Origin of the sequence: Achromobacter sp. ES-001, assembly GCF_019448355.1 — a bacterium.
In the GTDB taxonomy this organism is placed as follows: domain Bacteria; phylum Pseudomonadota; class Gammaproteobacteria; order Burkholderiales; family Burkholderiaceae_B; genus Achromobacter; species Achromobacter spanius_B.
Genome location: NZ_CP079940.1, coordinates 3,599,714 through 3,622,045, shown reverse-complemented (window position 1 = coordinate 3,622,045; position 22,332 = coordinate 3,599,714). Strand labels below are relative to the sequence as shown.

The window sequence follows — 22,332 nt, the reverse complement described above, 5'->3', positions numbered from 1 at the left end:
GCACTGCCCATGCGCAAGACCTTACGCGTTGCCGGCTTGGCGTTGCTTGCCGCCTTGACGGGCTGCGGCAGCCCCACGCCCATGCCGCCCGTGGCGCAGGTGGACATCCCGCGCTTCATGGGCGATTGGTACGTCATCGCCGGCATTCCGACCTGGCCCGAGCGCGCGTCGTTCAACGCGGTGGAAACCTACGCCTTGCTGCCCGACGGGGGCATTCAGACCACGTTCCGCTATCGCCACGGCGGTTTTGACGCCAAGGTGAAAACGATGCGGCCCGAAGGCACGGTGCAACCCGGCACCGGCAACGCGGTGTGGGGCATGCAGTTCATCTGGCCGATCCAGGCGGAATACGTCATTGCCTATGTGGACGACGCCTATCAGCAGACGATCATCGGCCGCAGCAAGCGCGACTACGTCTGGATCATGGCGCGCACGCCCACCTTGCCGGATGCCGACTATGCGCGCCTGGTCGACAAGGTGCGCGAGCTGGGCTACGACCCGGCATTGCTGCGCCGCGTGCCGCAGCAATGGCCCGAACAAGGGCCGGACCCGCGCACCTACCCTGAAGCCGGCAAGGGCTAGGGGTTAGGGGCAGGGCCAGGGCAGGGCGTCGGAATGCGCCGTCCGCTAAATATTTTTTGGTTATATAAACCGGCGTTTTTATTTGCCGGTCGAATCCGGCATCGCGCCATCTGATCCGGTCCCCATACCCGTGCAGAAGGCAATGACGCGGCCCTGAAAGCGGGGCTGGTCATACCAGTGCCGTGACGCACAAAAATTTCACGAAACTTACGGCAAGGGTTTTCCCGCTACGTACGGCGTTTATTTTTCCCATAGCATCGCACCCAAAATCAAAAGCGCGACCATTTGTTACCCATGGGATCGCGCCCACGGGGCTCCACCAATTCGCCCCAGGACCCGGAAAAGAACTTTATCCAAGTTGGGAGACTTGCATGCAACGCCGTTCGTTTTTGAAGAAAGCCACTTTGGGAGCCGCTGCCGGCGGCGCCACCCTGGCGGTGCCCGCCATCGCGCAGGAAGCCCCCACGCTGAACTGGCGCCTGGCCTCCAGCTTCCCCCGCAGTGCCGACGCCATTTTCTCGGGCGGCGAAAGCGTCGCCAAGTACGTGTCGGAAGCCACGGGCGGCAAGTTTTCCATCCGCGTGTTCCCGGCCGGTGAAATCGTTCCGGCGCTGCAAGTGCTGGACGGCGTGCAAAACGGCACGATCGAATGCGGCCACAGCGCCTCGTACTACTACTACGGCAAGGACCCGGTCCTGAGCTTTGACGCCGCCGTGCCGTTCGGCCTGAACACCCGCCAGATGAATTCTTGGATGCGCCACGGCGACGGCCTGTCGCTGCTGCGCGACGTCTTCAAGACCTACAACATCGTCAACTTCCCCTGCGGCTATACCGGCACGCAGATGGGCGGCTGGTTCCGCAAGGAAATCAAAACGGTGGACGACCTGAAGGGCCTGAAGTTCCGCGTCAGCGCGTTCGCGGGCGCGGTGCTGTCGCGCCTGGGCGTGGTGCCGCAGCAGATCGCCGGCGGCGACATCTACCCGGCGCTGGAAAAGGGCACCATCGACGCGGCGGAATGGATCGGCCCCTACGACGATGAAAAGCTGGGCTTCAACAAGGTGGCCCCGCACTACTACTACCCGGGCTGGTGGGAAGGCACGCTGCAAGTGTCGCTGTACGTCAACCAGGACGCCTACAACAAGCTGCCCAAGCACTACCAGGCCATCCTGGCGCAGGCATCGGCCGCGGCGACCAACGACATGATCGCCAAGTACGACGCCGAGAACCCCGCCGCGCTGCGCCGCCTGATCGCCCAGGGCGCCAAGCTGCAATCGTTCCCCAAGCCCGTCATGGACGCGTGCTTTGCGGAATCGGTCAAGCTGTACGACGAAATGAGCGCCAAGAATCCGGTGTTCAAGAAGGTCTACGAAAGCATGAAGAACTTCCGCGACAACGAACTGCCCTGGTTCCGTGTTGCCGAAGGCAGCTATGACAGCTACATGGGCACGATCAACCGCGGCAAGTAAGCCCCGGCCAGTGCCCAAGGCGCGCGGGGATGTGCCGCATCCCCGCGCGCCTGCTGGATTTTTGCCGCTGTTTTTTCGCCTCTGTCCTGTCTGTCTCTCCTCAAGTTGCACATTGACCGCGCGTAAGTCCCGCGCCGGTCCGGATATCCAACATGAATGCCCTTTTAGCCCTATCCCGTTTGATCGATGCGATCAACACGGTGGTCGGCCGGTGCGTGACGTGGTTGACGCTGGTCGTCGTCCTGGTCAGCGCCGGCAACGCCGTCGTGCGCAAGGTCTTCCAGATCAGCTCCAACGCCTGGCTTGAAATGCAGTGGTACCTGTTCGGCGCCATCTTTCTGTTGGCCGCCGGGTACACGCTGCTGCGCAACGAACACGTGCGCGTGGACGTGCTGTCCTCGCGCCTGTCGCGGCGCAAGCAGATCTACATCGACATCTTCGGCGTTATCTTCTTCTTGATGCCCGCCTGCCTGCTCATCACCTACCTGTCCTGGCCGGTGTTCATGGATTCGTTCGTGACGAATGAACAGTCGTCCAATACCGGCGGCCTGGTGCGCTGGCCGGTCAAGCTGCTGATTCCTGTTGGCTTTGCCTTGCTGGTGTTGGCGGGCCTGTCGCACTTGATCAAGTGCGTGGGTTTCCTGATGGGCAAGTGCCCGGACCCCGGCGCGCGCGCCACCGAGATTTCCGCCGAGGAAGCCCTGGCGCTGGAAATCGCCGAAGAAGCGCGCGTGCGTGAAGAACGCGCGTTGGCGGCGCAAGGTGGGAAGCCGCCCGGCGGCGCCCGCGATCAACACGGACAGGACGGACGCTGACCATGGAATTCTTGACTGCAAACATGGCCCCCATCATGTTCGCCACCTTGGTGGTGTTCCTGCTCATGGGCTTTCCCGTGGCCTTCGCGCTGGCGGCCAACGGCATTCTTTTTGCGTTGATCGGCATTGAACTGGGCCTTTTGAACGCGGCGTTGTTCCAGGCCTTGCCGCAACGCATCTTCGGCATCATCTCCAACGACACCTTGCTGGCGGTGCCATTCTTTACCTTGATGGGGCTGGTGCTTGAACGATCAGGCATGGCCGAGGACCTGCTGGAAACCATCGGCCAGTTGTTCGGCACCGTGCGCGGCGGCCTGGCCATCGCGGTGGTGTTCGTGGGCGCGATGCTGGCCGCCACCACCGGCGTGGTGTCGGCCTCGGTCATCTCGATGGGCCTGATCTCGCTGCCGATCATGCTGCGCTATGGCTACGACCGCAGGCTGGCCAGCGGCATCATCGCCGCGTCGGGCACGCTGTCGCAGATCATCCCGCCGTCGCTGGTGCTGATCATCCTGGCCGACCAGCTGGGCCGTTCGATCGGCGACATGTACCGTGGCGCCATCGTGCCCGGCTTCATGTTGGCCGGCACCTACGTGTTGTTCGTCATCATCAAGTCGTACCTGAAGCCGGATTCAGCGCCGGCGCTGCCTGAAGAAGCACGGTCGTTTCACGAAGCCAACGGCACGCGCGGCGGTCGTTCGCTGCTGGTGCTGATGGTGATCTCGGCGCTGTCCGCGTACTTCGTCGGCCAGTACATCGAAGCCGATACGGCGCCGGTGGACGAGCAGATTGTGCTGTCGCTGCTGATCTGGGGCCTGACCGCCTTCATCATTGCCGGCGTCAACAAGGTCTTCAAGATCGGCCTGCTGTCGGCACTGGCCGAACGGGTCACCTTCGTGATGATCCCGCCGCTGTTCCTGATCTTCCTGGTGCTGGGCACCATCTTCATCGGCGTGGCGACGCCGACCGAAGGCGGCGCCATGGGCGCGGTGGGCGCCATCATCATGGCGCTGATCCGTGGCCGCCTGACGCTGAACCTGATGAAGCAGGCCATGGACACCACCACCAAGCTGTCCACCTTCGTGGTGTTCATCCTGGTGGGCTCGACGGTGTTCGGCCTGACCTTCCGGGGCGTCAACGGCGATTTGTGGGTGGAACACCTGCTGATCAGCCTGCCGGGCGGCGAGCTGGGCTTCTTGATTGCCGTCAGCGTGCTGACCTTCGTGCTGGCCTTCTTCCTGGACTTCTTCGAACTGGCCTTCATCATCGTGCCGTTGCTGGGGCCGGTGGCCGACAAGCTGGGCATCGACCTGATCTGGTTCGGCGTGCTGCTGGCGGTCAACATGCAAACCTCGTTCATGCACCCGCCGTTTGGGTTTGCGCTGTTCTACCTGAGATCGGTGGCGCCCAAGGACCGGTACAAGGACAAGGTCACGGGCAGGATGATCGAACCCGTCACCACGGGCCAGATCTATCGCGGCTCTATCCCGTTCATCGTGATCCAGCTGGCGATGGTGGCGGCGGTGATGGCGTTTCCCGGCCTGGTCATGCACTACAAGAGCGACGAGGCGCAGGTGGATTCCAGCAAGGTGAAGATCGAGGTGGATACGTCCTACGGCACCAGCACCTATGGCGGTGACGATCCGGGGGCGGACTTCAAGTAGCGGATCAGAATGCCGGCAGCGATGCCGGCATTTTTCTTTTGGGGATATCCCTAAATGGCGGTCCAAAGGTATTGCATACAAGATACCGTCATTGTGACCGCCGCTGTTCGGCGTGCGGCCTGTGCGTCTTTCCCCATTTCCTGTGTCCGGCCACGCGGCGTCTTGTCATGGCACGCGCGGACGGTGCCGCATTGCCTTGTCTTTGCCCTTGCCCCCGCTGGAGAGTCGTATGAACGTGTCCCGCCGCCATGCCCTGGCCGCGCTTGCCGCGCTGCCCCTGATGCCGCTCACCTCGCGCCTTGCGTGGGCGCAGACCGCATTTCCGAGGCGCCCCGTGCGCCTGCTGGTGGGCTTTGCGCCCGGCGGCCTGACGGACATTGCGGCCCGCGCGCTGGCCGAGCGCATGGGCAAAACCCTGAAGCAGAACGTGGTGGTGGAAAACCGGCCGGGCGGCCAGGCCATCATCGCCACCGTGGCCGTGGCGCGCGCCGAACCCGACGGCTACACGCTGGGCTTTGCCGGCACCAACGGCATGATCCTGAACCCCTTGCTGTACAACAACCTGCCGTACCAGCAGTCGGATTTCAAGCAGCTGGGGTCAATGGGCAAGTCGCCCATGCTGTTGATCGTGCACCCCGACCTGGGCGTGAATACCGTGCAGGAATTCATTGCGCTGGCCAAGAAAAAGCCCGGCGACATCACCTGCGCCCATGCCGGGCGAGGCGTTATCAACCACCTGGCGTTGCTGCATTTCCAGTCCAAGACCGGCACGCAGTTTCAAGACGTGCCGTACAAGGGCAGCGGTCCCGCGCTGCTGGACCTGATGGCCGGCACGGTGCAAAGCACGTTCGACTTTCCCACGTCGGCCCTGGCCAACATCAAGTCGGGCAAGCTGAAGGTGCTGGCCGTGACCGCCGACAAGCGCCTGTCCAGCCTGCCCGATGTGCCCACCATGAAAGAGGCGGGCGTGGATGGCTTCGAGCTGTACACGCGCATGATGATTTCCGGCCCCGCCGCCATGCCGGCGGACGTGGTGAAGGTGCTTGAGAACGCCGTGCGCGAAGGCACGCGCGACCCCGGCCTGATCCAGCAATTCGCCGAGCAGGGCGTGGCCGTTGAGTTCACGTCGTCGGCGGACCTGGACAAGGTCATTGCCGACGAATCCGCCATGTGGGCCGAGGTCATCAAGGCCAACGGCGTGCCCAAGACCGATCTGAAAGCGTAAGGACGCACCGTGACCGACCAAGCCCGCATTACCGTCAGCCCCGAAATCGCCCTGATCGACGTCGCCCGCGACATCCGCATCGAAGGCTTTCCGGCCTATGCCTTCATCACCGTCCGGGCCAGCATGCAGATGTGCGGCGCGCCGTGGCGCTCGCAAGCCGTGTTCGTGGCGGGCCACGACGGCAGCCTGGACCTGGGGCGCGACAGCCCCGTGTCCGGCAGCTACGCCGAGCCGTCCGCCATGGGCCTGGTGTGGTCCATGGTGTGCGAAGACATGAGCCGCGTGGTGTTTCCGCCCGATCGCACCGAGCCGCTGGTGATCCAGATCGACGCCACCGACGGGACGCAGCACGCATCGGCGCAGCTGGTGCAGGACTTTCTGGAAGAGGACGTCACGCACCGCGCGGTGCGCGAACAGGTGGGCGGCATGACCGTTTCGGGCGAACTGTATACGCCGGCGGGGCCGGGGCCGCATCCGCTGGTCATCTACATGAACGGCTCGTCGGGCGGCGTCAACGCGCCGCGCGCCGCGCTGTTTGCCGCGCGCGGTTTCCAGTGCCTGGCGCTGGCCATCTTCAACTACGACGGCCGTCCGAAGTACCTGAACGACATGCCGCTGGAGTATTTTGAACACGCGCTGCGTTGGGCGCATGCCGAGCTGGCGCCGCGCGACGGCTTCGTGGCACTGTCGGGCATCAGCCGGGGCGGCGAGACCTCGCTGTTGGTGGCCTCGCACTATCCCGATTTGGTCAGCGCGGTGGCCGCCTACGTGCCGTCGCCCGTCATGCACGGCGTGGTCAGCGCGGGCTCGCCCGGCACGGGCCGCGATGCGCAGGTGTGGACGAAAAACGGCGAGCCGCTACCGCATCTGTGGCAGAACAACGCTAGTGCCGATTGGGAAGCGGCCTACGCGTCCGAGCCGCCGTATCGGCAAACCCACGCCTTTCTAAGCGCCACGCGCGATGCGGCGGCGGTCGAGCGCGCTCGCATTCCGGTCGAGAACTACCCCGGCCCGGTCATGCTGATCAGCGCGTCCGATGACGGCTTCTGGCCCAGCACCGCGTATTCCGAAATGGTGATGCGCCAGCGCCAGGCGCATGGGCTACCCACGTTCCACCACGTGTGCATGGGGGCGGGGCACCACGTGCACTACCCGTACCTGCCGGCCACGCTGATCAGCAAGCCGCACGCAATGTCGGGCCTGCTGCTGGACGCGGGGGGGGCGCCAGCCGCGAATGCGGCGGGCAACGAGGGGTCTTACCTGGCGGTGCTGGAATTCTTGAACCGGGCAGCGGGCACGCCGGCCGACGGCTTGTGAGCCATGGGAGCCGGGGCCACTATTCCTCGGTCGCCCATTCCACCTGCACGCCCAGGCTGCGCAGGTTTTCCACGAACTGCGGATGCGCGCGGCGAATCGGCGTCGCGTTGCGGATTTCGGAACGCCCCTTGATGCTGCTGGCGACCATGAACAGCGCGATCGCCACGCGGATGATGTAGGGGCTTTCCACCACGGCCGGCGTCAGCGGCATGCCGCCGAACGTCACCACGCGGTGCGGGTCCGAAGAAAACACGTGCGCGCCGAATTTGGACAGCTCGCCCGTCCAGCCCAGCGCGCCGTCATAGACCTTGTTCCAGAACATGGCGTTGCCTTCGGCGCACACGCCCAACGCGATGAAGATGGGCAGCAGGTCCACCGGAAAGTATGGCCACGGCGCGGCTTCCACCTTGGTCAGCACGTTGCTGGTGAAGGGCGTTTGCACCTTGAGCGGGCCGGTGCGCAGCGCGCGCGACCAGCCGTCCTTGTGCTCGATCGTGACGCCGAACTTGGCAAAGGTGCGGTCGATCAGCGGGAAGTTGCCCGGCGTGCGGTTGCGCACCACGACATCGCCGCCGGTAATCGCACCGAGCGCGAGGAACGTGGTGATCTCGTGGAAATCTTCTTCAAAGGTGAACTCGCCGCCGCCCAGCGTTGCGCCACCGCGCACGGTCAGGCGCGACGTGCCGATGCCGTCGATGTCCGCGCCCATCATCACCATGAAGCGGCAGAACTCCTGCACGTGCGGCTCGGACGCGGCGTTGGTCAGCGTGGATTCGCCTTGCGCGGCGGCCGCGCACAGCACGAAGTTTTCGGTGGTGGTGACCGACGCGTAATCCAGCCAGTGATGCGTGGCCGTCAACGGTCCGCTGCTGCGCACCAGCAACGACCCGCTGGCGCGTTCCACCTGCCCGCCGAACGAACGGAAAATGTCCACGTGCGGATCGATTTCGCGCACGCCCAGCGTGCACCCCTTGACGTTGTCTTCCAGCCGCGCCACACCGAAGCGCGCCAGCAACGGCGGCACCAGCATGATCGACGAGCGCATCTCTTCGGGCAGGCGGTGCGCGGTGGCGTCGAACGCGGTGTGCCGATGATGCAGCGCCAGCGTGCGCGTGGCTTCATCCAGCTTTACCTCGCTGCCCAAGGTGCGAAAGATGTCCAGGATCTTGCGCACGTCGGTAATGTCCGGCACGCCATGCAGGGTCAGCGGCTGGTCGGTCAACAACGTGGCGCACAGAATTGGCAGCACCGCGTTCTTGTTGGCCGAGGGAATGACGCGGCCGCGCAGGGGCGTGCCGCCGTGGACGATAAGGTTGGACATGGGGAAAGTGCGGCCGAAGCGCGGACCAGAAGCAAGAAGTGGCGGGAATTGTACTGGTACGCCCCGAGGTGGGCCCGCCCGCCGGGTGAACAAACGTATCAAACTGCAATCGACACGGCGGGGCACAGGGCGATGCTAATGGCCCGCCACCAGCGCGCCGGACGTGCGTAATCCGGGCCGGAACGCATGGGCGTGCGCGCCCCACGCAATCAGGAAGGCGACGCCGACCAAGGCCAGCAGCACCCAGGGGAACGCGGCAACGCCCCAGGCCCCAAGCAGCATGCCGCCCACCACGCCGGCCAAGGCGATTGCCCCGTTCCAGGCCACCACGTTCATGGACAGCGCCACATCGGCGCCGTTGCCCGCCGCGTCGGCCAGCGCGGTTTGCAACAGGGTGGCGGCGCCGCCGAAGCTTACGCCCCACACCGCCACGCCCAGGTAAACAATAGCGGGGGTAACGGGCGCCACGCCAAACACCAGCGCGGTCACGCCGAACGCGCCCAGGCTGGCCAACACGGTGGCGCGCAAATGGCGGTCCACCAGTTTGCCGGTCACCCAGATGCCCGCCAGGGCGGCCGTGCCGAACACCAGCAACACCAGGTCCACGCGCTTGCCCAACCCGGCCGGCGCCACAAACGGCGCGATGTAGGTATAGAGGATGTTGTGCGCCAGCATCCATGCGATCACCACGGCCAACACCGGGCGCACGCCCGGCGTCAGGAACACGCGGCGCAGCGGCATGCGTTCGTGCGACGACTGGCCCGGGTAGTCGGGCACCTTGGCCAGCACCCAGGCAATCAGCACCAAGGTCAGCGCGGACATGATCCAGAATGCCATGCGCCAACCCACCGTGGCCCCCAACAAGGTGCCCAGCGGTACCCCGAGCGACAGCGCTACGGGCGTGCCCACCATCGCCAACGCCAGTGCGCGCCCCTGTTGCCACGGCGCCACCATGCGCCGCGCATAGCCTGCGATCAGGCTCCATGCCAGCCCGGCCGCCACGCCGGCGAAGAACCGTGCGACCAGCGTCAGCCAATAATTCGTCGACAGCGCGGTGGCGGAGTTGAAGACCAGGAAGCCGATGATGGTCATCAGCAGCACGGTGCGGCGGCGCCAGCCGCGCGTGGCGATCGTCAGCGGGATGGCGGCCAGTAATGATCCCAATGCGTAGGCGGTCACCATCTGCCCGGCCCATGCCTGGCTTACGCCCAGCCCGGCACTGACCTGGGGCAGCAGCCCGGCGGGCAGGGTTTCGGTGACGATGCAGATAAAGCCGGTCATGGCCAGCGCCAGCAGCCCCGCGATGGGCAGGCGGTCGGGCGCGGTTGGCGCGGGGGTCAGGGTAGGGGATGTCACACGAAATCCTTTTCTTGCCCGGGCAGGCAGGCTGTTGCGGTGCTCGGGAGATGCCCGGGCGGTGATTGTTCTGGGGGGCCGTCAGGGCGACGGTGTTTCCGAATTCGACGGTACATGTGTACCGATTGATATAAATGTAGAGGCGAGGCTTTCGCGTTGTCAACGACTTTTGTATCGATTAGTATTGATGTCGCGAATTTCGAGTCGCTGATTTCAACGGAGGCACCGGCATGGCGCAAATGGGCAGGCCACGCGCGTTCGACCGCGAACAGGCGGTGGATCAGGCGCTGCATTTATTTTGGGAACAAGGCTATGAATCAACGTCGCTGAGCCAGCTGAAAGCGGGCATCGGCGGCGGCATTTCCGCGCCCAGCTTCTATGCGGCGTTCGGCTCGAAAGAGGCGCTGTACCAAGAGGCCGTTCAGCGCTACCTGGACACGTACGCGCGCGTCACGGAGAGCCTGTGGGACGACGCCCTGCCTCCGGCACAGGCCATTGAGCTGGCGTTGCGCCGCTCGACCAAAATGCAGTGCGAACGCCACCATCCCAAAGGGTGCATGGTGGCACTGGGCGTCATGAGTGCGCCCACCCCCGAGCACACCGCCGTGACGCAGCCCTTGACGCAGTCGCGCCAGCGCACGTATGCGGGTTTTATCCGCTGCGTGGAACGCGGCATCGCCAGCGGCGAACTGGACCCCGCCACGGATGCCAAGGCGCTGGCCACGGTGTTCAACAGCTTTCTGTTGGGCGTGTCCATCGCGGCGCGCGACGGCGTGCGCCACGCGGTATTCGACGCCGCCATCACGCAGCTGATGCGCCAGTGGGACGTGGCGCGTGCGCAGGCGGGCTGAGCCGAGGGAAGCGGTCTGAGGCGAGCTGAATCGGTCCGAAGCGCCCTGAAGGGACCTGAAGCGACCTCAAGCGACCTCAAGCAACCCGGACGCAAGACGATGCGCCCATCGCTGACCGTCGCATCCGTCGCCTAGCCGGCGTTGGCAGCGCTGCCGCTTTTGCCGTCACCCTCGCCGTCATCGCCCGCAAACGTCAGTTCGCGGGCGCGTTCGTCCATGTCGGCGCGGTCGCGCGCCAGGCGGCGGCGCAAGCGCCATCCGCCAAACCAGCCGCTGGCGTCGTTGATCTCGGCGCTAAGGCGTTGCAGGTATTCGTTATCGGGCGACAAGGCCAGCGCGCGGGCAATCCATACGTGGGCCAGATAGGCGTTGGCCTCGCAGCCACGGCCTTCCATGAAGGCGATGGCGTAGCTGCGGGCGGCGGTTTCGCGGTCGCCGTCGTGGTCCTGGTTCCACAGCCAGGGCAGCACGCTGTCCAGCGCGGCGCACTGGTCTTCTTCCGACCCGCTGTGCATCAGCATCAGCCAGCTCAGGTTGCGCGCCGCCATGGCTTCCATGCGCGAGCCCCGGTCGGCCACGCGCCAATTGTTTTCCAGCCAGCCTCGGTACGTCTGGTATTCATGCGCCGCAATGTCGCGGCCTTCGTCGATGGCGGCGTAGGCCAGGTTGTTGCGCGCAATCAGGTCGCCCGCTTCGGCGGCCTGCGTCAGGAAATTTCTTGCGGCGGCCTTGTCGATGCCCGGATAGTTGGCGTCGATCTTGCCGGCATACAGCTCGCTAAGCGACATCAGCGCGTCGGCGCGCTGGCGCCGGGCGCCTTCCTGCCACAGGAACAACGCGGCCTCGGGCGACACGTCGCCCCACAGGTTGCGGCCCAGCTGCGCCAGGTTGAAAGCGCGGTCCTTGCCGTCCAGCGCAAAGCCGCGTTCAAGCAAGGCCTGGGTGTCCAGCTCGTCCACCTGCAAGCCGAACAGGCCGAACTTGCTGCCCACCGCTGCCAGCAAGACGGCTTCCACATCGTCGCCCCAGTGCGCGCCACGCGTCAGAACCAGCGGGAACAGGCGCTGTGCGTCCGGCATGCCCTGAAACCACACGCAGGCCTGCAAGGTGAACAGCACGCCGGGGTAAGCGTCGTCCGCCAGGTCGATGTTGGCGGGCGCCACGGCGCATGCGCGCGTCAACAACGCGTAGGCGTGCTGCAACAGCCCGGCGTTCCAGTGCACGTCGCCGTCGTCGTCTTCACGGCGGGCGCGCGCGGTCTGGAAGTTGGCGTAGTGGCACAGCGCGCGGCATTGCAATTCGGCGGACACATCCAGCGTCAGCCATTGCTCGAAGGCGTCGCAAAACGCCGCGTTGCGTTCGTCGTCGTCCACTTCCGGGTAGAAGGCGGGGTAGCCCAGATAATCCAGTTCTTTGTAAAACCGCAGCTCTTCGCGCTGTGCGTCGGTCAGCCCGGCGCAGACCGGGCCGTCGATGAAAGCCTGCATGTCGGCATGGCTGCCGTTCCATCGCGGGTACAGGAAGTACAGGTAGCTGATCAGCGCGCTCAGGTCGTTCGGGCGCAGCGCCAGCGACGTGCGCAGCCAATAGGTCTTGGGGTCGTCCTTGTCCTGGGGCGTGCGCGGGGGCAGGCCTTCGGGCCGCGAGGCCGGTAGTTCGGCCAGCCCCATGCCGCTGCGTTCGTCCAGCAGGCGCAGCGCCTGCTCCCAGACGTCGGGCGCCCAGCTTGCCTGCAAGCCGTCGTGCGACGCGGCCACGCCATGTTCCAGCAAGTCGGCCAGCCAGTCGGGCTCGCCCAGGTATGCGCACACGCGCATGGTGCGCTGCACGGCCACCACGGGGCGTTCGTGCAAGGCCATGGCGTGCAGGAATGCCGCCACGGCATGGTCGCGGGCCATCATCGCGCCGGCCCACTGTGCATCGTTCACGTAGTCGGCAGTGTTGCTGCTGCGTATGAGGCCGGCGATGCTTTCCCATTGGTTGCCGTAGGCCAGGTGGGCGTGATACGACGCCGGGCGCGCATCGCGCCAGGCGCGCACGCGGGCCAGGTTGTCGGCGGGCGCACGTTGCGGATCGCTGATGACGTCCAGCATCCACCGATACCCATAGCTTTCTCCGTCGCTGTCCAGCCAGCGCAAGGCGGCCGCTTCCAATAGGGCGTCCAGGTCGTCGTATTGGCCGGCGTCAAGCCATTCGCGCAGTTGCGCGCGGCGCGCGAGCAGGGTGTCGATCGTGTCGTTGGATGGGGTCATTCGCTACGGCAAGGTGGGTTCAGGGAACGGCGAACCCGGCGCGGCCGCGCGGAGGGCATGGCGCTTCGGGGCCGCTGTCTTTAACAACGGCAGCTTGGCCGGATAGTTAAATGGTGGGAGTGGCGGGCGGGGCGGGCTCGCGGCTTTTGCGGATCAGCACCGCGCCCAGGATGGTCAGCGCCAGGCCGCCGCCGACATAGGGCAGCCCGAATATCAGGGCCCAGAAAAACAGCGCGGTGTTGGCGTCGTTGGCTGCTTGCGCGCCCGCCGTGGCTGCCTGGTGCGCACTGAAATCCATGGTCAACATCGTAGCGGGGATGGTCAGCATCAACGCCACGCCCAGCACCACGAAACCCCAGCCAATCAGGCGGCGCAGGTCGGCAATGCGGGCCAGCAATAGCGCGGCCACCACGGTGATCAGCAGCCAGACTCCGGTGCCGATGTACATCATTGTGTCGCCGTCCGCCGCGTCAGGATCGGGCAAGCCGGCCAGCAAAAGCGGAAGCAGCACGCCATAGCTGACCTTGCCGATAAGCAGCCCCAACACAATGCTGACGATCCATTTGACGCTGTTAGAGGGCATGCGGGATTCCTTCGGTTTCGGTGTGGGGCGGGTGTGCTTGTGCCCGCTACGCAGTGCAGGGTGCCGCGCTACTACGCGCGGCGGCGCAGCTTTTCTTGATGCAGCTGCCTGACCTGTTCTGCGAATTCGGCCACCGGGCCATCGACGGCCACGCCGTCAATAACGTCCTGAATGGCCAAGGGTTTCACACGCGACGGCGCCACGCCCCATTCCTGCATCCATTGCCGATATTGCTGCGACGAGCTGGCATAGACGATGCGGCCCAGCCCCACCCAGCCATGCGCGGCGGAACACATCGGGCAATGTTCGCCCGACGTGTAGACGGTGCAGGAGGCGCGTTCGGCAGGCGGCACGTTGTTGGCCGCCCAGCGCGCGATCTCGAACTCGGGATGCTGCGTGTGGTCGCCGCCCGCAACGTGGTTGTGGTCTTCAAACAGCACTTCGCCTTGGGCGGACACCAGCACCGAGCCAAAGGGTTCGTCGCCAGATTCCAGCGCCTGTCGCGCCAGCGCCACGCAACGCGCCAGATGCTGCTTGTCGTGTTCATCGATCATGCGAAACCTCGTTGGTGTGCGGAGCCGGAAGGCGGCAGATGCCGGAATGTCGGGGCACGCTGAAGCGTCAATAGCCCCGTCGCGTCAATCGCGTCAATCGCGTCAATAGTAGATATCGACGTAATCGGTCAGGCGGCCGCAGCTTTCCATCTGCTGCAAGCGCCAGTACTTGCGCTTGCCGGTGGCGCGGAATTCATAGTCGCCCGTGCGTTCGCAGCGGCGGCCTTTCTCGGGCGCGTCCAGAATCAGGATGGTGCCGCGAAAGACAAAGCGGTCGCTGTCGATGGACACGATCTCGCCGTTGATTTTCAGGGTGCCTTCGAAGTTGGCCTGCGTGCCGTCGATGCGCACGACGTCATTGACGTCCTTGGCGCTGAGCTGGCCCCGATCGGCCGACCACAGCCACTGCACGGTGACGCCGCTATTGTTCATCAGGCGCTCGTAGGCGGCCTGGTTGCGTATGTCCGTCTTGGTGACCGGCGCCAGGGCCGTCGCGCTGTTTTGCTGCGTGGGCGCCGGTGCCCGCGCCGGGGTCTGAATCTGTGTCTGGGGCTGGGCCGCCGCACCGTTTTGCTGCGCCGGCGAATGGGCGCGCACGGGGTCGCCTTGCGCCGCGATCATCGGCGACGCCGCGGCCAGGGCCAGGCCGAACGCCAGCGGCACGATGCGGGATAGGCGTTGATTGCGCTTGACGGGGTTCATATCGCGAGCAGGCGTCTTATGCATGTTCATGAAAAGTAGGGGCCTTTGGACGGCCGCCACGGACGTGGGCGGTTACGGGCGCCTAAATTAGCACGCTGATTGCATCTGGTAATTGCTGACCTTGCGCGTTATGTATCTATCCGTTAACAAGCTGCGCGAAAGGTGTAGCGAACCGGTGCCGCGCGGGGTTTTGGCGCGGCCCTCGCCGCGTGGACGGCGGCGATGCCGATGTGGGCAAAGCGGCGTAGAGTGGCAACGTTGCTTTCCCGGCGCTACCCCTTTCCAAAGGACTTTCATGCTGACCGTGCACCATCTGGGTAAATCGCAGTCCGAACGTATTGTCTGGCTGTGCGAAGAACTTGCCATCCCGTACAACCTGAAGGTCTACGAGCGGGATGCCCACACGCGTCTGGCGCCGCCGGAATACAAGGCCCTGCACCCGCTGGGCACTGCCCCGATCATCACCGACGGCGACACCGTGCTGGCCGAATCCACGGCTATCGTCGAATACATCCTGGCCCGGTATGGCGATGGCCAACTGACCGTGCCACCCAGCGACCCCGCCTATGCCGACTACCTGTATTGGTTCCACTTCGCCAACGGCTCGCTGCAACCGGCGCTGATGCGCAACATGGTGCTGGCCCGCGCCGAGGTGCCCGCCGACAAACCCGTGGCGCAGTTTGCCGACGCGCGCCGCCAGCAGGCGCTGGCGCTGGTCGACAAGCAATTGGGCAACACGCATTACCTGGCGGGTAATGTGCTGACGGCGGCCGACATTGTCGCGGTGTTTTCACTGACGACGATGCGGCTGTTCTATCCCTACGACTTGTCGCCGTATCCGAACATCCTGGCGTACCTTCAGCGCATCGGCGCGCGCGACGCGTATCGCCACGCCATGAAGAAAGGCGATCCCGACATGGAGCCGATGTTGGCCTGAAAAGGGAAAGGCGATGGCGACGGGCGCGTAAGCCAGGCGCCGCGCCATCGCAGGGCAGCAGATGAGTGAACCCTGGCCGCCGATGCCGTTCAACACAGCGGCAGGCGGCCAGTCATGCAATTACAGCGTCAACGGCGATATCTTGCTGCCGTCGATAGACACGCCCGCCATCAGGCCGCCATTGTTCAGCACAAAGCCGACGATAGGCTGCTGGGCGGTGTACGAATCAAGCGCCCCGTTGGCGGCCAGCTTCGCGACGGCAACGGTGGCATCCGCCCCGATCGTCCAGCCACTACTGGCGCGGAACTTGGCCAAGGCGTCATCCGTCATGAAAAGCAGCACCATGGCCTTGGACTGCGCGCCCGCCTGAAAGCCGATCGACCCCCCCGTGATGCTGTAGTAGTTGGTGTCCTGGCCATTCACGCGCAGCACGCCCGAGCCATGTTCCGCACCCACGATGAAGCTGGCGCTGAGCACGGCGGGAAACACCAGCACGCCACGGGCGCGCTGTACCAACTGCTTGGACTGCGGGGACGCTGCGTACAGCTGGGTCAGTGTGGCGTTGGCGGCGGTATTGAGTTCCTGCCGTTTTTCGGCGGAGGTGGGGGTCGCCTTGGGGCCATTCGTCGTGCACCCCGCGAACAGCACGCTTGCCACGCCCAACGTTACCGCCGCCAGCGTGGTCCTACGCCATGTTGAAGAGATCTTGTTCATTTGCGCTTCCTTTTTAGGTTGCATACGGGTTTGCAGACGCGTTTGCCAACGCGCTGCAAGGTTCCTGACGAACTTCTGACCACTCACATCGGGATGTCTCCCTGGCAGCAGATTACTCTCGTTAGGCGCGGTTTAACATCGCGATATGTTCCTGCTTATTCTTCTATGGGTCGTGCTGGCGGTGGTGGTGGGCGTCATGGCCGCCGGCCGTGGCCGTCGCGGCATCGGCTGGACGGTGCTGGCCGTCCTGATCAGCCCGCCGCTGGCGGGTGCTTTTCTGCTGACGCTGCCGGACCGCTCACCCCGTGCGCGTGTACCGGTTGCGCCAACGCATGTCGATTGCCCGCGCTGCGCGGGGCGCATTCTTCGCGACGCAAGGGTGTGCCGGCATTGCGGGGGAAGGGTGGGGGGTTAGGGCTGGCGGCGGCAGGTCCGTTTTCAGGTCCGCGATTCCGCATCCATGTCGGCCGGCCATTGCACTCTTGGCGCCAAGCGCAGGGCCAGATTGCACGGCGGCACTTTGTTCGGGTCGTTGAATGTTTCGACAGCGGGCAGGGCGCCGGGTCCGTGCCGCATATAGGCGCGGACATAATCCCACGAACTGCCTTCGTCCTGGCCAAGGCTTAACGGAAACCGATCAATCACCTGGTTAGTGCCCGGCTTGACGACCGCGATCGACACGCCCCACGTAATGATCAGGCCGCCTTGGCCGGTGGCTCCACGTTGCCGCCAGACTTCGGCGCGCAGGTCGGTCCAGTGATACGCGTTTGTGGTGACGTACCAGCGGGCGAAAGGGTTCCACCAGATGTAATGGAACCGGTAGACGTATATCTTGCGGCGCAGACGATTGAAGCGGATGGGCTCGTCACGGGGAATGGAAATATCAACCCGGATCATGGTGACGGTCCACCACAGCATCGCGATGGCGCCTACCGCGACTTCCAGCGGAAACATCGTTTCTGACGTCGCCAGGATGTATATCGAGAAGGCCAGCCACGTGATACCCAGTGGGGCCAAGGCCAACAGCAGCCCCCGCATTTTGTGCGTCTTGCGGCTTAACTCAAGGCAAGTGGCGTCCATCGAATTAATGGCGGGAATTTCATAGTCGCGGATCGGTGTTGATGAGTCTTCATCAGGCCCGGGCAGATCATGGACCCATCCGCGATGCGCGGGGGCAAGAGCAGGCCTGTTTGCACCACGAATCCCGTTTTTTTTTAGCAATACCGACTCCGGCGAGAAATGACGTTTCTTTGTTGGGCATTCATTTGCCGTTAGCGCTGCGCTCTGGCCGTGATTTCGCCGTAGAGGCTGGCATCGGCTGTGTCCGGCCAGTACCTGATTTTGAGCGTCGCGGATTCAATGTCTGCATCGTCCAGGTCTAGTAGGATTGTCCCGGCAATCAGCGGCAGCGTCGCGGTGGGGCGGTGTGTGGCGGCCTCGTCGACGTGGTATCCCGGTCGCTTGGGGACAGGTGATACTTCTCCAAGTGGTGAAGCCCTGTGCTGCTCTGCAATAACGACTTGTTCAGGGGTGTGCCTTTTCAATGCCATCGACATGGCATATCCAGACCGTTCTGCGGACCAGACAGGTAGGGTGATGCTGTATTCAAGCGTCGTTCCCCAGTGCATTCCGCTACCGATCACCAGCGCGGTCGACAGCCTTGGCTTGAGATGAAATCCAAAGCTCGTTTCCAGTCCCAGCAAAGCCGCGTTTAGAGCGCCGATTGCAGTATCTTTGTCTACGTTTGCCAGCACGCCTTTGTCGATTTCAATCTGTGGATCAGAGTAGGCTGGAACGGAAACGCCGGTTCTCGCAGCGTTCCACCATACGGCCGGGTTTTCGTCATGGTTGCCAAAATAGCAACGGCGTGCCCATTGTTCGAGGGAAGTGGATCTATTTCTTTTTGCATTTGCCGAAGCGGCGTAGGCGAGCAGACCCAAGACAATCGCCCATCCCAACGGACCAAGAAGCGATGACGCCCCGGCGAGTGCTGCGTACGCTGCGACCCATCCGGAAAGTATGGCGAGCCCACTGGCAAAGAAGTAACGGTTGCGTGCGACGACATCGCCGGATCGCCCCGCTCCTAGAGCGGCAGAACCGAACTGCAACCCTTCCACGACGCCCGATAGGGCACTCGTCACGCCGCCAAAGCGAATCATGCCCTTGCCCAGCATCAACGCGTTCGTAGCGCGCGTTTCGGCGATAGAGGCCCTTTTCATCGCCTGCACCACGCTTCGTATTCCCACGCCCGTCGCCTCAATGGCCACACCCATGGTGCCCATCGCGCTTGCCGCAACGCCCCCGACGGCTTCCGGGTATTGGTCACCCGTTACGCGTTCCAGCTCTTGCAGGCTGCTTTTCAGCCCATCCTGCTGGAAGAACAATGCGCCCATGGACAACGCCACGTCCAGGTTCGCCATCCCGCGCATACCCACGAAGGCCCCATGTGCTCGGAGCTTTGCATCGGCTGCCGTGGTGCGCAGCTGCCCGGCAATCGCCTGCGCCTTCGGTTCCAGTCCGCCCGCGCTTACCAGCACGCTGCGCCAGCCGGCTTCCATGGCGTTCGCACCGGCTTCGGAAACCGCGGTCAATTTCTCTTTTAGCCCTTCCGCTGTGTCCGCAATCCAAAACGTGGCTTTGAATACCTGGTTCTGCGCCGGACCGGGCAATGTCAACATGCCGCTGAAGATCAGCGCGCGGGCCTTCTTGCCGGCATCCTTCGCGGCCTTGTCGTACTGCTGGCGCATCTGCTGGGTAAGTAATTCCTGATACTCGCCCAATGTCAGTTCAAGCTGAACGCGCAGCATTTGGACGCGCTCGCATAGCAGCAGGGCGGCTTGATGCACCGTGGCGGCCACGGGTAGAAGCTGTTCTTGCGCCCGTGCGTCCATCGTCAACATCGCGTTGATCATCGCGCCTTGCAGTTGGCCCACCGCGTCTCTCACGCTGCTGCGTAGGTACATATCGCCTTCTTGCGAGGCCATCACGTCTTTGATCGCGGCATACAGCTTGCCGGAATCATTGGCCTTGAAGCCTTCCGTAAAAGTGGGGCGCAGGCCTTCGAGCAGGCTGGCGTTCTTGGCCAGTAGCGCCTGGTACAGAATGCTGTCGGGGTTTTCCAGCAAGGCCTTCCACAGCTGCTGCGTGGGACCAAGATCCGCGCCACCAACCGGGGGCGCTTCGCTGGGGCCGCCGTCCAGGCAGGCTGCCACCATCTTGGTGTACGCCGCTGCCGAGTGCGGATCGGTAGCCGAGTAGTCGTATCGCGCGATGCGCAACCAAGCCAGGGATTGCAACCATGCGACATAGCGGGCCGCCATCGTATCTATCAGTCCTTGCCTGCGCTGCCATTCCTTATCGTGCATGTCCTGAAACTGCTGGCGACGCGGCTCGCTGTAGCGTTGTTCCAGGCGTTCGTGATAATCAGCCGTGATGCGCCTGGCTGCGATTTCCGTTTCTCGTGGGACATCCACCGGCGGTAAATGGGAACGCGTGCCAAGCACCGGATGGTCATTATGTTGTCGGCGGTATTCGATCTCTTTTTCGACTTCCTGTACCGCTTGCGTGTGTGCCCAGGTCTTCTCCAACTCTCTGATCCGCACCAGCGCCGCCGATGTAAAAAGCAGATACTGCCGTTCGGCATTGCCCGCCCATGCGAGCCGGTCGTTAATCAGCAAATGGCGTTGTTGATTGAATTCCAACACCGCGCCCACCGGATCGGGTAACGCCAATACCGGCACACCTTGCGGCAGGCCTTGCGTCTTTGCGATGTCGTCGACGTAATCATTCAACGGCACAAACCTGGGGGTACGTGTACGCACGGCATGTCGGCTGCCGAAATCCTCGCCGTCGTAACGGTATTCCCACACGTGATCGGTCAGAAACCCATCGGCGAATTTCAACCCGTGCAATACCGTTTGGGGCGTTTCTCGCAACGTTGCCAGGTCCACTTTCAAGAACCGCGCGGATGGCGCCGTCTGCGCCTTGTAGGCATCCAACACCGGCTCAGGCCACCGGTCTTGTGAGAACGCGATCCACGCTTCCTTGTAGGCCTTGGTGTCGACGTGTATGAACGAAGCGCGCACGTCATGCCCTACACCTGTGCAAGCCTTGGACAAAGGGCGGGGAGCGCCCTCGGGCATTCGGTACGGGTCATATTGGCGCATGTGCCCGTCGGCGGTGACTTGGTACGCGTGCCAGATTTCCTGATCCAGCAGCACATACACAAACCCTTCGCGCAGTACGCGATAGTTGCCCGGCTGCATATCGATGCGTACGCGGTCTTGTTCGGGATCGAAGGGGGATGGCCCCGGCGGCAATGCCGCATCGCGCAGCAACAGGATCGGCATCCCGCTGCGCTCGCACGCGCGGCAAGTACCGACCGGCACCGCCATGGTTTCCAATACCGCCAGCCGAGCCTGATAGGCGAACGAACCCGCATGCGAACCCATGATGCAACTCCCCTGGTTGGCCTAACGCGAATACCGGGGCGTCGGTCGGTGCTGCCGTCAAACGCCCGCACCGGCTGCCGGCGATTGTTCATGAAGCCATGCGCCGGGCTCGGTCAATATCGGGGTAATGCAATAACCGTGCCATGAAACCGAATCTTAAAAATAGACGCGCGATATCAATGGCTTGCGGCGAAATTGGCGGACTTGTAGTGGCATGCGGTCGGTGCCATGCCCGGAAAACGCCCGTTTTTCACGAGAAATCGAGCCAGATATGACTCGATTAAAAATAACCTGCGTTTTATCAACGGCTTATAGCGGGCCAGATTTGGCCCGATCGGGTCAGATCTGGCCCGGTTGCAGGTTTCGCCGCAAGCGCTCCGCATACACGACGAGCGGAATTGCGCAGGCCGCGCAGGCCGCCATGACCATGAAGCCGCCCGGCGCATAACTGCGATACAGCGCGCCGCCCAATTGGATGCTGGCAAACATGAACACTCCGCCGGACAACAGCGCGTACAGGGCGATTGCCGACGTCTTGTGCGCGGCGGGCACGTGTCGCGTGATGTACCACATGATGGCTGCGTTGTTGCCGGCCAGCGTGAAGCACTGCAACAGCTGCAAGACGCCGATCAGCGTCGGGTCCGTGGTGACGGACAAGCCCGCCCAGCGGATGGCCGACATGAACGCCGACGCCAGGATCAGCCACTGGGCGCCGCTGCGCGCCAGGATCTTGGGCGCCAGGAAGAAGAACAGCACTTCGCTGCCCACGCCAACGACCCAAAGCAATGAGATCAATGCGGTCGACAGGCCGCTGGCCGTCCAGTAGAGCGTGGAATAGGAATACAGGAAACCATTGCTGGCCTGCACCAGCGAGGCAGCGCCGATACACATCAGCAACGGCCGATCACGCACGACCTCCAGCATGGGCAGGCGCGCGCGGGGTGCGGCCATGGCCTGCGTCGGCGTCCCGGACCCGGGCTGCGCCGCCTGCGGCAGCAGCCGAACACACGCCAGGCACGCCACGATCAGCAGTATCGACAGCCACATCACCCAGTTGGCATCGAAAGTCTTGATCAGATAGCCGCCTGCCACCGTCACCGTCGCAAAACCCAGCGATCCGCACGCCCGCATGATGGTGTACGAATTGCCCTGCGCGCGGCCGCTGGCAATGGCCATGCGGTCCATTAACGGCAGCACCGCGGGAAACACCGCGTTCAATACCAACGTGACGCCCAGCAACCAGCCAGGCGCGTGCATGAACGGATAGCAGATGAACAACACCAGCGAGGCCGCCAGCGCGGACGCAATCAAGGCGTGCGCGCGGCCGGTCTGGTCGGCCACGTGCGCGACAACCGGTGTGGACAGGATCTTCGGCAGGAACGACGTGGCGACGATCAGCCCGATCATCGCCGGGTCCAGGCCACGGCTGGCCAGCCAAAGAGGAAGAAAGGGGATGCTGACGCCCTGCAAGCCGTAATACAGGAAATAGAATCCGTGCAACGCGATGGCGCCTTGTCTGGCGTCGGGATTGCCGCGCATAGC

At 63.9% G+C, this 22,332-nt stretch carries 19 protein-coding genes; 9 read left to right on the top strand and 10 right to left on the bottom strand.

Annotation, left to right across the window (positions count from 1 at the left end; genetic code table 11):
* Window positions 1-9 precede the first annotated feature (9 nt).
* The 6 genes from KYT87_RS16235 (at window position 10) to KYT87_RS16210 (ending at window position 7,069) form a co-directional block, all read left to right on the top strand.
* The gene (locus KYT87_RS16235) at window positions 10-582 is read left to right on the top strand and encodes a lipocalin family protein (protein ID WP_219990357.1); all 573 of its coding nucleotides are present in this window, start codon (window positions 10-12) and stop codon (window positions 580-582) included.
* Between the two features lie 371 nt (window positions 583-953).
* On the top strand, window positions 954-2,048 hold the full coding sequence (locus KYT87_RS16230; protein ID WP_046806934.1) for a TRAP transporter substrate-binding protein: 1,095 nt from the start codon (window positions 954-956) through the stop codon (window positions 2,046-2,048).
* Window positions 2,049-2,200: 152 nt separating this feature from the next.
* Entirely contained in the window at window positions 2,201-2,863 is a 663-nt protein-coding gene (locus KYT87_RS16225; RefSeq protein ID WP_219990356.1) for a TRAP transporter small permease subunit, read from the top strand.
* 2 nt (window positions 2,864-2,865) lie between these two features.
* Complete coding sequence (locus KYT87_RS16220; RefSeq protein WP_046806932.1) at window positions 2,866-4,527, top strand: TRAP transporter large permease subunit; 1,662 nt, start codon at window positions 2,866-2,868, stop codon at window positions 4,525-4,527.
* A gap of 229 nt (window positions 4,528-4,756) precedes the next feature.
* The gene (locus tag KYT87_RS16215; RefSeq protein WP_219990355.1) at window positions 4,757-5,752 is read left to right on the top strand and encodes a tripartite tricarboxylate transporter substrate binding protein; all 996 of its coding nucleotides are present in this window, start codon (window positions 4,757-4,759) and stop codon (window positions 5,750-5,752) included.
* Window positions 5,753-5,761: 9 nt separating this feature from the next.
* Window positions 5,762-7,069 carry an acyl-CoA thioester hydrolase/BAAT C-terminal domain-containing protein gene (locus tag KYT87_RS16210; RefSeq protein ID WP_219990354.1) on the top strand — a complete coding sequence of 436 codons (1,308 nt, stop codon included), beginning with the start codon at window positions 5,762-5,764 and terminating at the stop codon, window positions 7,067-7,069.
* 19 nt (window positions 7,070-7,088) lie between these two features.
* Here the strand turns inward: KYT87_RS16210 and KYT87_RS16205 are convergent, their stop codons facing one another.
* A complete protein-coding gene (locus KYT87_RS16205) occupies window positions 7,089-8,390 on the bottom strand; it encodes a UDP-N-acetylglucosamine 1-carboxyvinyltransferase (RefSeq protein ID WP_120156097.1) in 1,302 nt (433 codons plus the stop codon).
* 135 nt (window positions 8,391-8,525) lie between these two features.
* Window positions 8,526-9,671 (bottom strand): MFS transporter, encoded by a 1,146-nt coding sequence (locus KYT87_RS16200; protein WP_219992698.1) that lies wholly within the window; start codon window positions 9,669-9,671, stop codon window positions 8,526-8,528.
* Window positions 9,672-9,976: 305 nt separating this feature from the next.
* On the opposite strand from KYT87_RS16200, the gene KYT87_RS16195 reads away from it, so the two are divergent.
* Window positions 9,977-10,597: a TetR/AcrR family transcriptional regulator gene (locus KYT87_RS16195; protein ID WP_104145095.1), complete on the top strand. Its 621-nt coding sequence runs from the start codon at window positions 9,977-9,979 to the stop codon at window positions 10,595-10,597.
* A gap of 131 nt (window positions 10,598-10,728) precedes the next feature.
* On the opposite strand, the gene KYT87_RS16190 is transcribed toward KYT87_RS16195, so the two are convergent.
* From KYT87_RS16190 to KYT87_RS16175, 4 genes are all read right to left on the bottom strand, one after another.
* Entirely contained in the window at window positions 10,729-12,849 is a 2,121-nt protein-coding gene (locus KYT87_RS16190; RefSeq protein WP_219990353.1) for a DUF4034 domain-containing protein, read from the bottom strand.
* Window positions 12,850-12,955: 106 nt separating this feature from the next.
* A complete protein-coding gene (locus tag KYT87_RS16185) occupies window positions 12,956-13,432 on the bottom strand; it encodes a hypothetical protein (RefSeq protein WP_219990352.1) in 477 nt (158 codons plus the stop codon).
* Between the two features lie 71 nt (window positions 13,433-13,503).
* Window positions 13,504-13,986: a nucleoside deaminase gene (locus tag KYT87_RS16180; RefSeq protein ID WP_120156091.1), complete on the bottom strand. Its 483-nt coding sequence runs from the start codon at window positions 13,984-13,986 to the stop codon at window positions 13,504-13,506.
* A gap of 102 nt (window positions 13,987-14,088) precedes the next feature.
* Window positions 14,089-14,718 carry a hypothetical protein gene (locus tag KYT87_RS16175; protein ID WP_219990351.1) on the bottom strand — a complete coding sequence of 210 codons (630 nt, stop codon included), beginning with the start codon at window positions 14,716-14,718 and terminating at the stop codon, window positions 14,089-14,091.
* A gap of 265 nt (window positions 14,719-14,983) precedes the next feature.
* Between KYT87_RS16175 and KYT87_RS16170 the strand changes: the two genes are divergently transcribed.
* Window positions 14,984-15,625, top strand: a complete 642-nt coding sequence (locus tag KYT87_RS16170) for a glutathione S-transferase family protein (protein WP_219990350.1) — start codon at window positions 14,984-14,986, stop codon at window positions 15,623-15,625.
* 120 nt (window positions 15,626-15,745) lie between these two features.
* On the opposite strand, the gene KYT87_RS16165 is transcribed toward KYT87_RS16170, so the two are convergent.
* The gene (locus KYT87_RS16165; RefSeq protein WP_104145100.1) at window positions 15,746-16,339 is read right to left on the bottom strand and encodes a YSC84-related protein; all 594 of its coding nucleotides are present in this window, start codon (window positions 16,337-16,339) and stop codon (window positions 15,746-15,748) included.
* A gap of 145 nt (window positions 16,340-16,484) precedes the next feature.
* Between KYT87_RS16165 and KYT87_RS16160 the strand changes: the two genes are divergently transcribed.
* Entirely contained in the window at window positions 16,485-16,754 is a 270-nt protein-coding gene (locus KYT87_RS16160) for a hypothetical protein (protein ID WP_104145101.1), read from the top strand.
* 23 nt (window positions 16,755-16,777) lie between these two features.
* Here the strand turns inward: KYT87_RS16160 and KYT87_RS29855 are convergent, their stop codons facing one another.
* The 3 genes from KYT87_RS29855 to KYT87_RS16145 all read right to left on the bottom strand — a co-directional run bounded on the left by KYT87_RS29855 (window position 16,778) and on the right by KYT87_RS16145 (window position 22,329).
* Window positions 16,778-17,560 (bottom strand): DUF6708 domain-containing protein, encoded by a 783-nt coding sequence (locus tag KYT87_RS29855; RefSeq protein ID WP_255593194.1) that lies wholly within the window; start codon window positions 17,558-17,560, stop codon window positions 16,778-16,780.
* A gap of 50 nt (window positions 17,561-17,610) precedes the next feature.
* A complete protein-coding gene (locus tag KYT87_RS16150; RefSeq protein ID WP_219990349.1) occupies window positions 17,611-20,790 on the bottom strand; it encodes a T6SS effector BTH_I2691 family protein in 3,180 nt (1,059 codons plus the stop codon).
* A gap of 339 nt (window positions 20,791-21,129) precedes the next feature.
* Window positions 21,130-22,329, bottom strand: a complete 1,200-nt coding sequence (locus KYT87_RS16145) for an MFS transporter (RefSeq protein ID WP_219990348.1) — start codon at window positions 22,327-22,329, stop codon at window positions 21,130-21,132.
* Window positions 22,330-22,332 lie beyond the last annotated feature (3 nt).

Bases quoted from the DNA above. Each gene is read 5' to 3' on its own strand.
- KYT87_RS16220 (WP_046806932.1), top strand. From the start codon at position 2,866: ATGGAATTCTTGACTGCAAACATGGCCCCCATCATGTTCGCCACCTTG.
- KYT87_RS16185 (WP_219990352.1), bottom strand. From the start codon at position 13,432: ATGCCCTCTAACAGCGTCAAATGGATCGTCAGCATTGTGTTGGGGCTG.
- KYT87_RS16200 (WP_219992698.1), bottom strand. From the start codon at position 9,671: ATGACCGGCTTTATCTGCATCGTCACCGAAACCCTGCCCGCCGGGCTG.
- KYT87_RS16145 (WP_219990348.1), bottom strand. From the start codon at position 22,329: ATGCGCGGCAATCCCGACGCCAGACAAGGCGCCATCGCGTTGCACGGA.
- KYT87_RS16195 (WP_104145095.1), top strand. From the start codon at position 9,977: ATGGCGCAAATGGGCAGGCCACGCGCGTTCGACCGCGAACAGGCGGTG.
- KYT87_RS16150 (WP_219990349.1), bottom strand. From the start codon at position 20,790: ATGGGTTCGCATGCGGGTTCGTTCGCCTATCAGGCTCGGCTGGCGGTA.
- KYT87_RS16205 (WP_120156097.1), bottom strand. From the start codon at position 8,390: ATGTCCAACCTTATCGTCCACGGCGGCACGCCCCTGCGCGGCCGCGTC.
- KYT87_RS16170 (WP_219990350.1), top strand. From the start codon at position 14,984: ATGCTGACCGTGCACCATCTGGGTAAATCGCAGTCCGAACGTATTGTC.
- KYT87_RS16160 (WP_104145101.1), top strand. From the start codon at position 16,485: ATGTTCCTGCTTATTCTTCTATGGGTCGTGCTGGCGGTGGTGGTGGGC.
- KYT87_RS16175 (WP_219990351.1), bottom strand. From the start codon at position 14,718: ATGAACATGCATAAGACGCCTGCTCGCGATATGAACCCCGTCAAGCGC.
- KYT87_RS16165 (WP_104145100.1), bottom strand. From the start codon at position 16,339: ATGAACAAGATCTCTTCAACATGGCGTAGGACCACGCTGGCGGCGGTA.
- KYT87_RS16225 (WP_219990356.1), top strand. From the start codon at position 2,201: ATGAATGCCCTTTTAGCCCTATCCCGTTTGATCGATGCGATCAACACG.
- KYT87_RS16215 (WP_219990355.1), top strand. From the start codon at position 4,757: ATGAACGTGTCCCGCCGCCATGCCCTGGCCGCGCTTGCCGCGCTGCCC.
- KYT87_RS16230 (WP_046806934.1), top strand. From the start codon at position 954: ATGCAACGCCGTTCGTTTTTGAAGAAAGCCACTTTGGGAGCCGCTGCC.
- KYT87_RS16190 (WP_219990353.1), bottom strand. From the start codon at position 12,849: ATGACCCCATCCAACGACACGATCGACACCCTGCTCGCGCGCCGCGCG.
- KYT87_RS16235 (WP_219990357.1), top strand. From the start codon at position 10: ATGCGCAAGACCTTACGCGTTGCCGGCTTGGCGTTGCTTGCCGCCTTG.
- KYT87_RS16180 (WP_120156091.1), bottom strand. From the start codon at position 13,986: ATGATCGATGAACACGACAAGCAGCATCTGGCGCGTTGCGTGGCGCTG.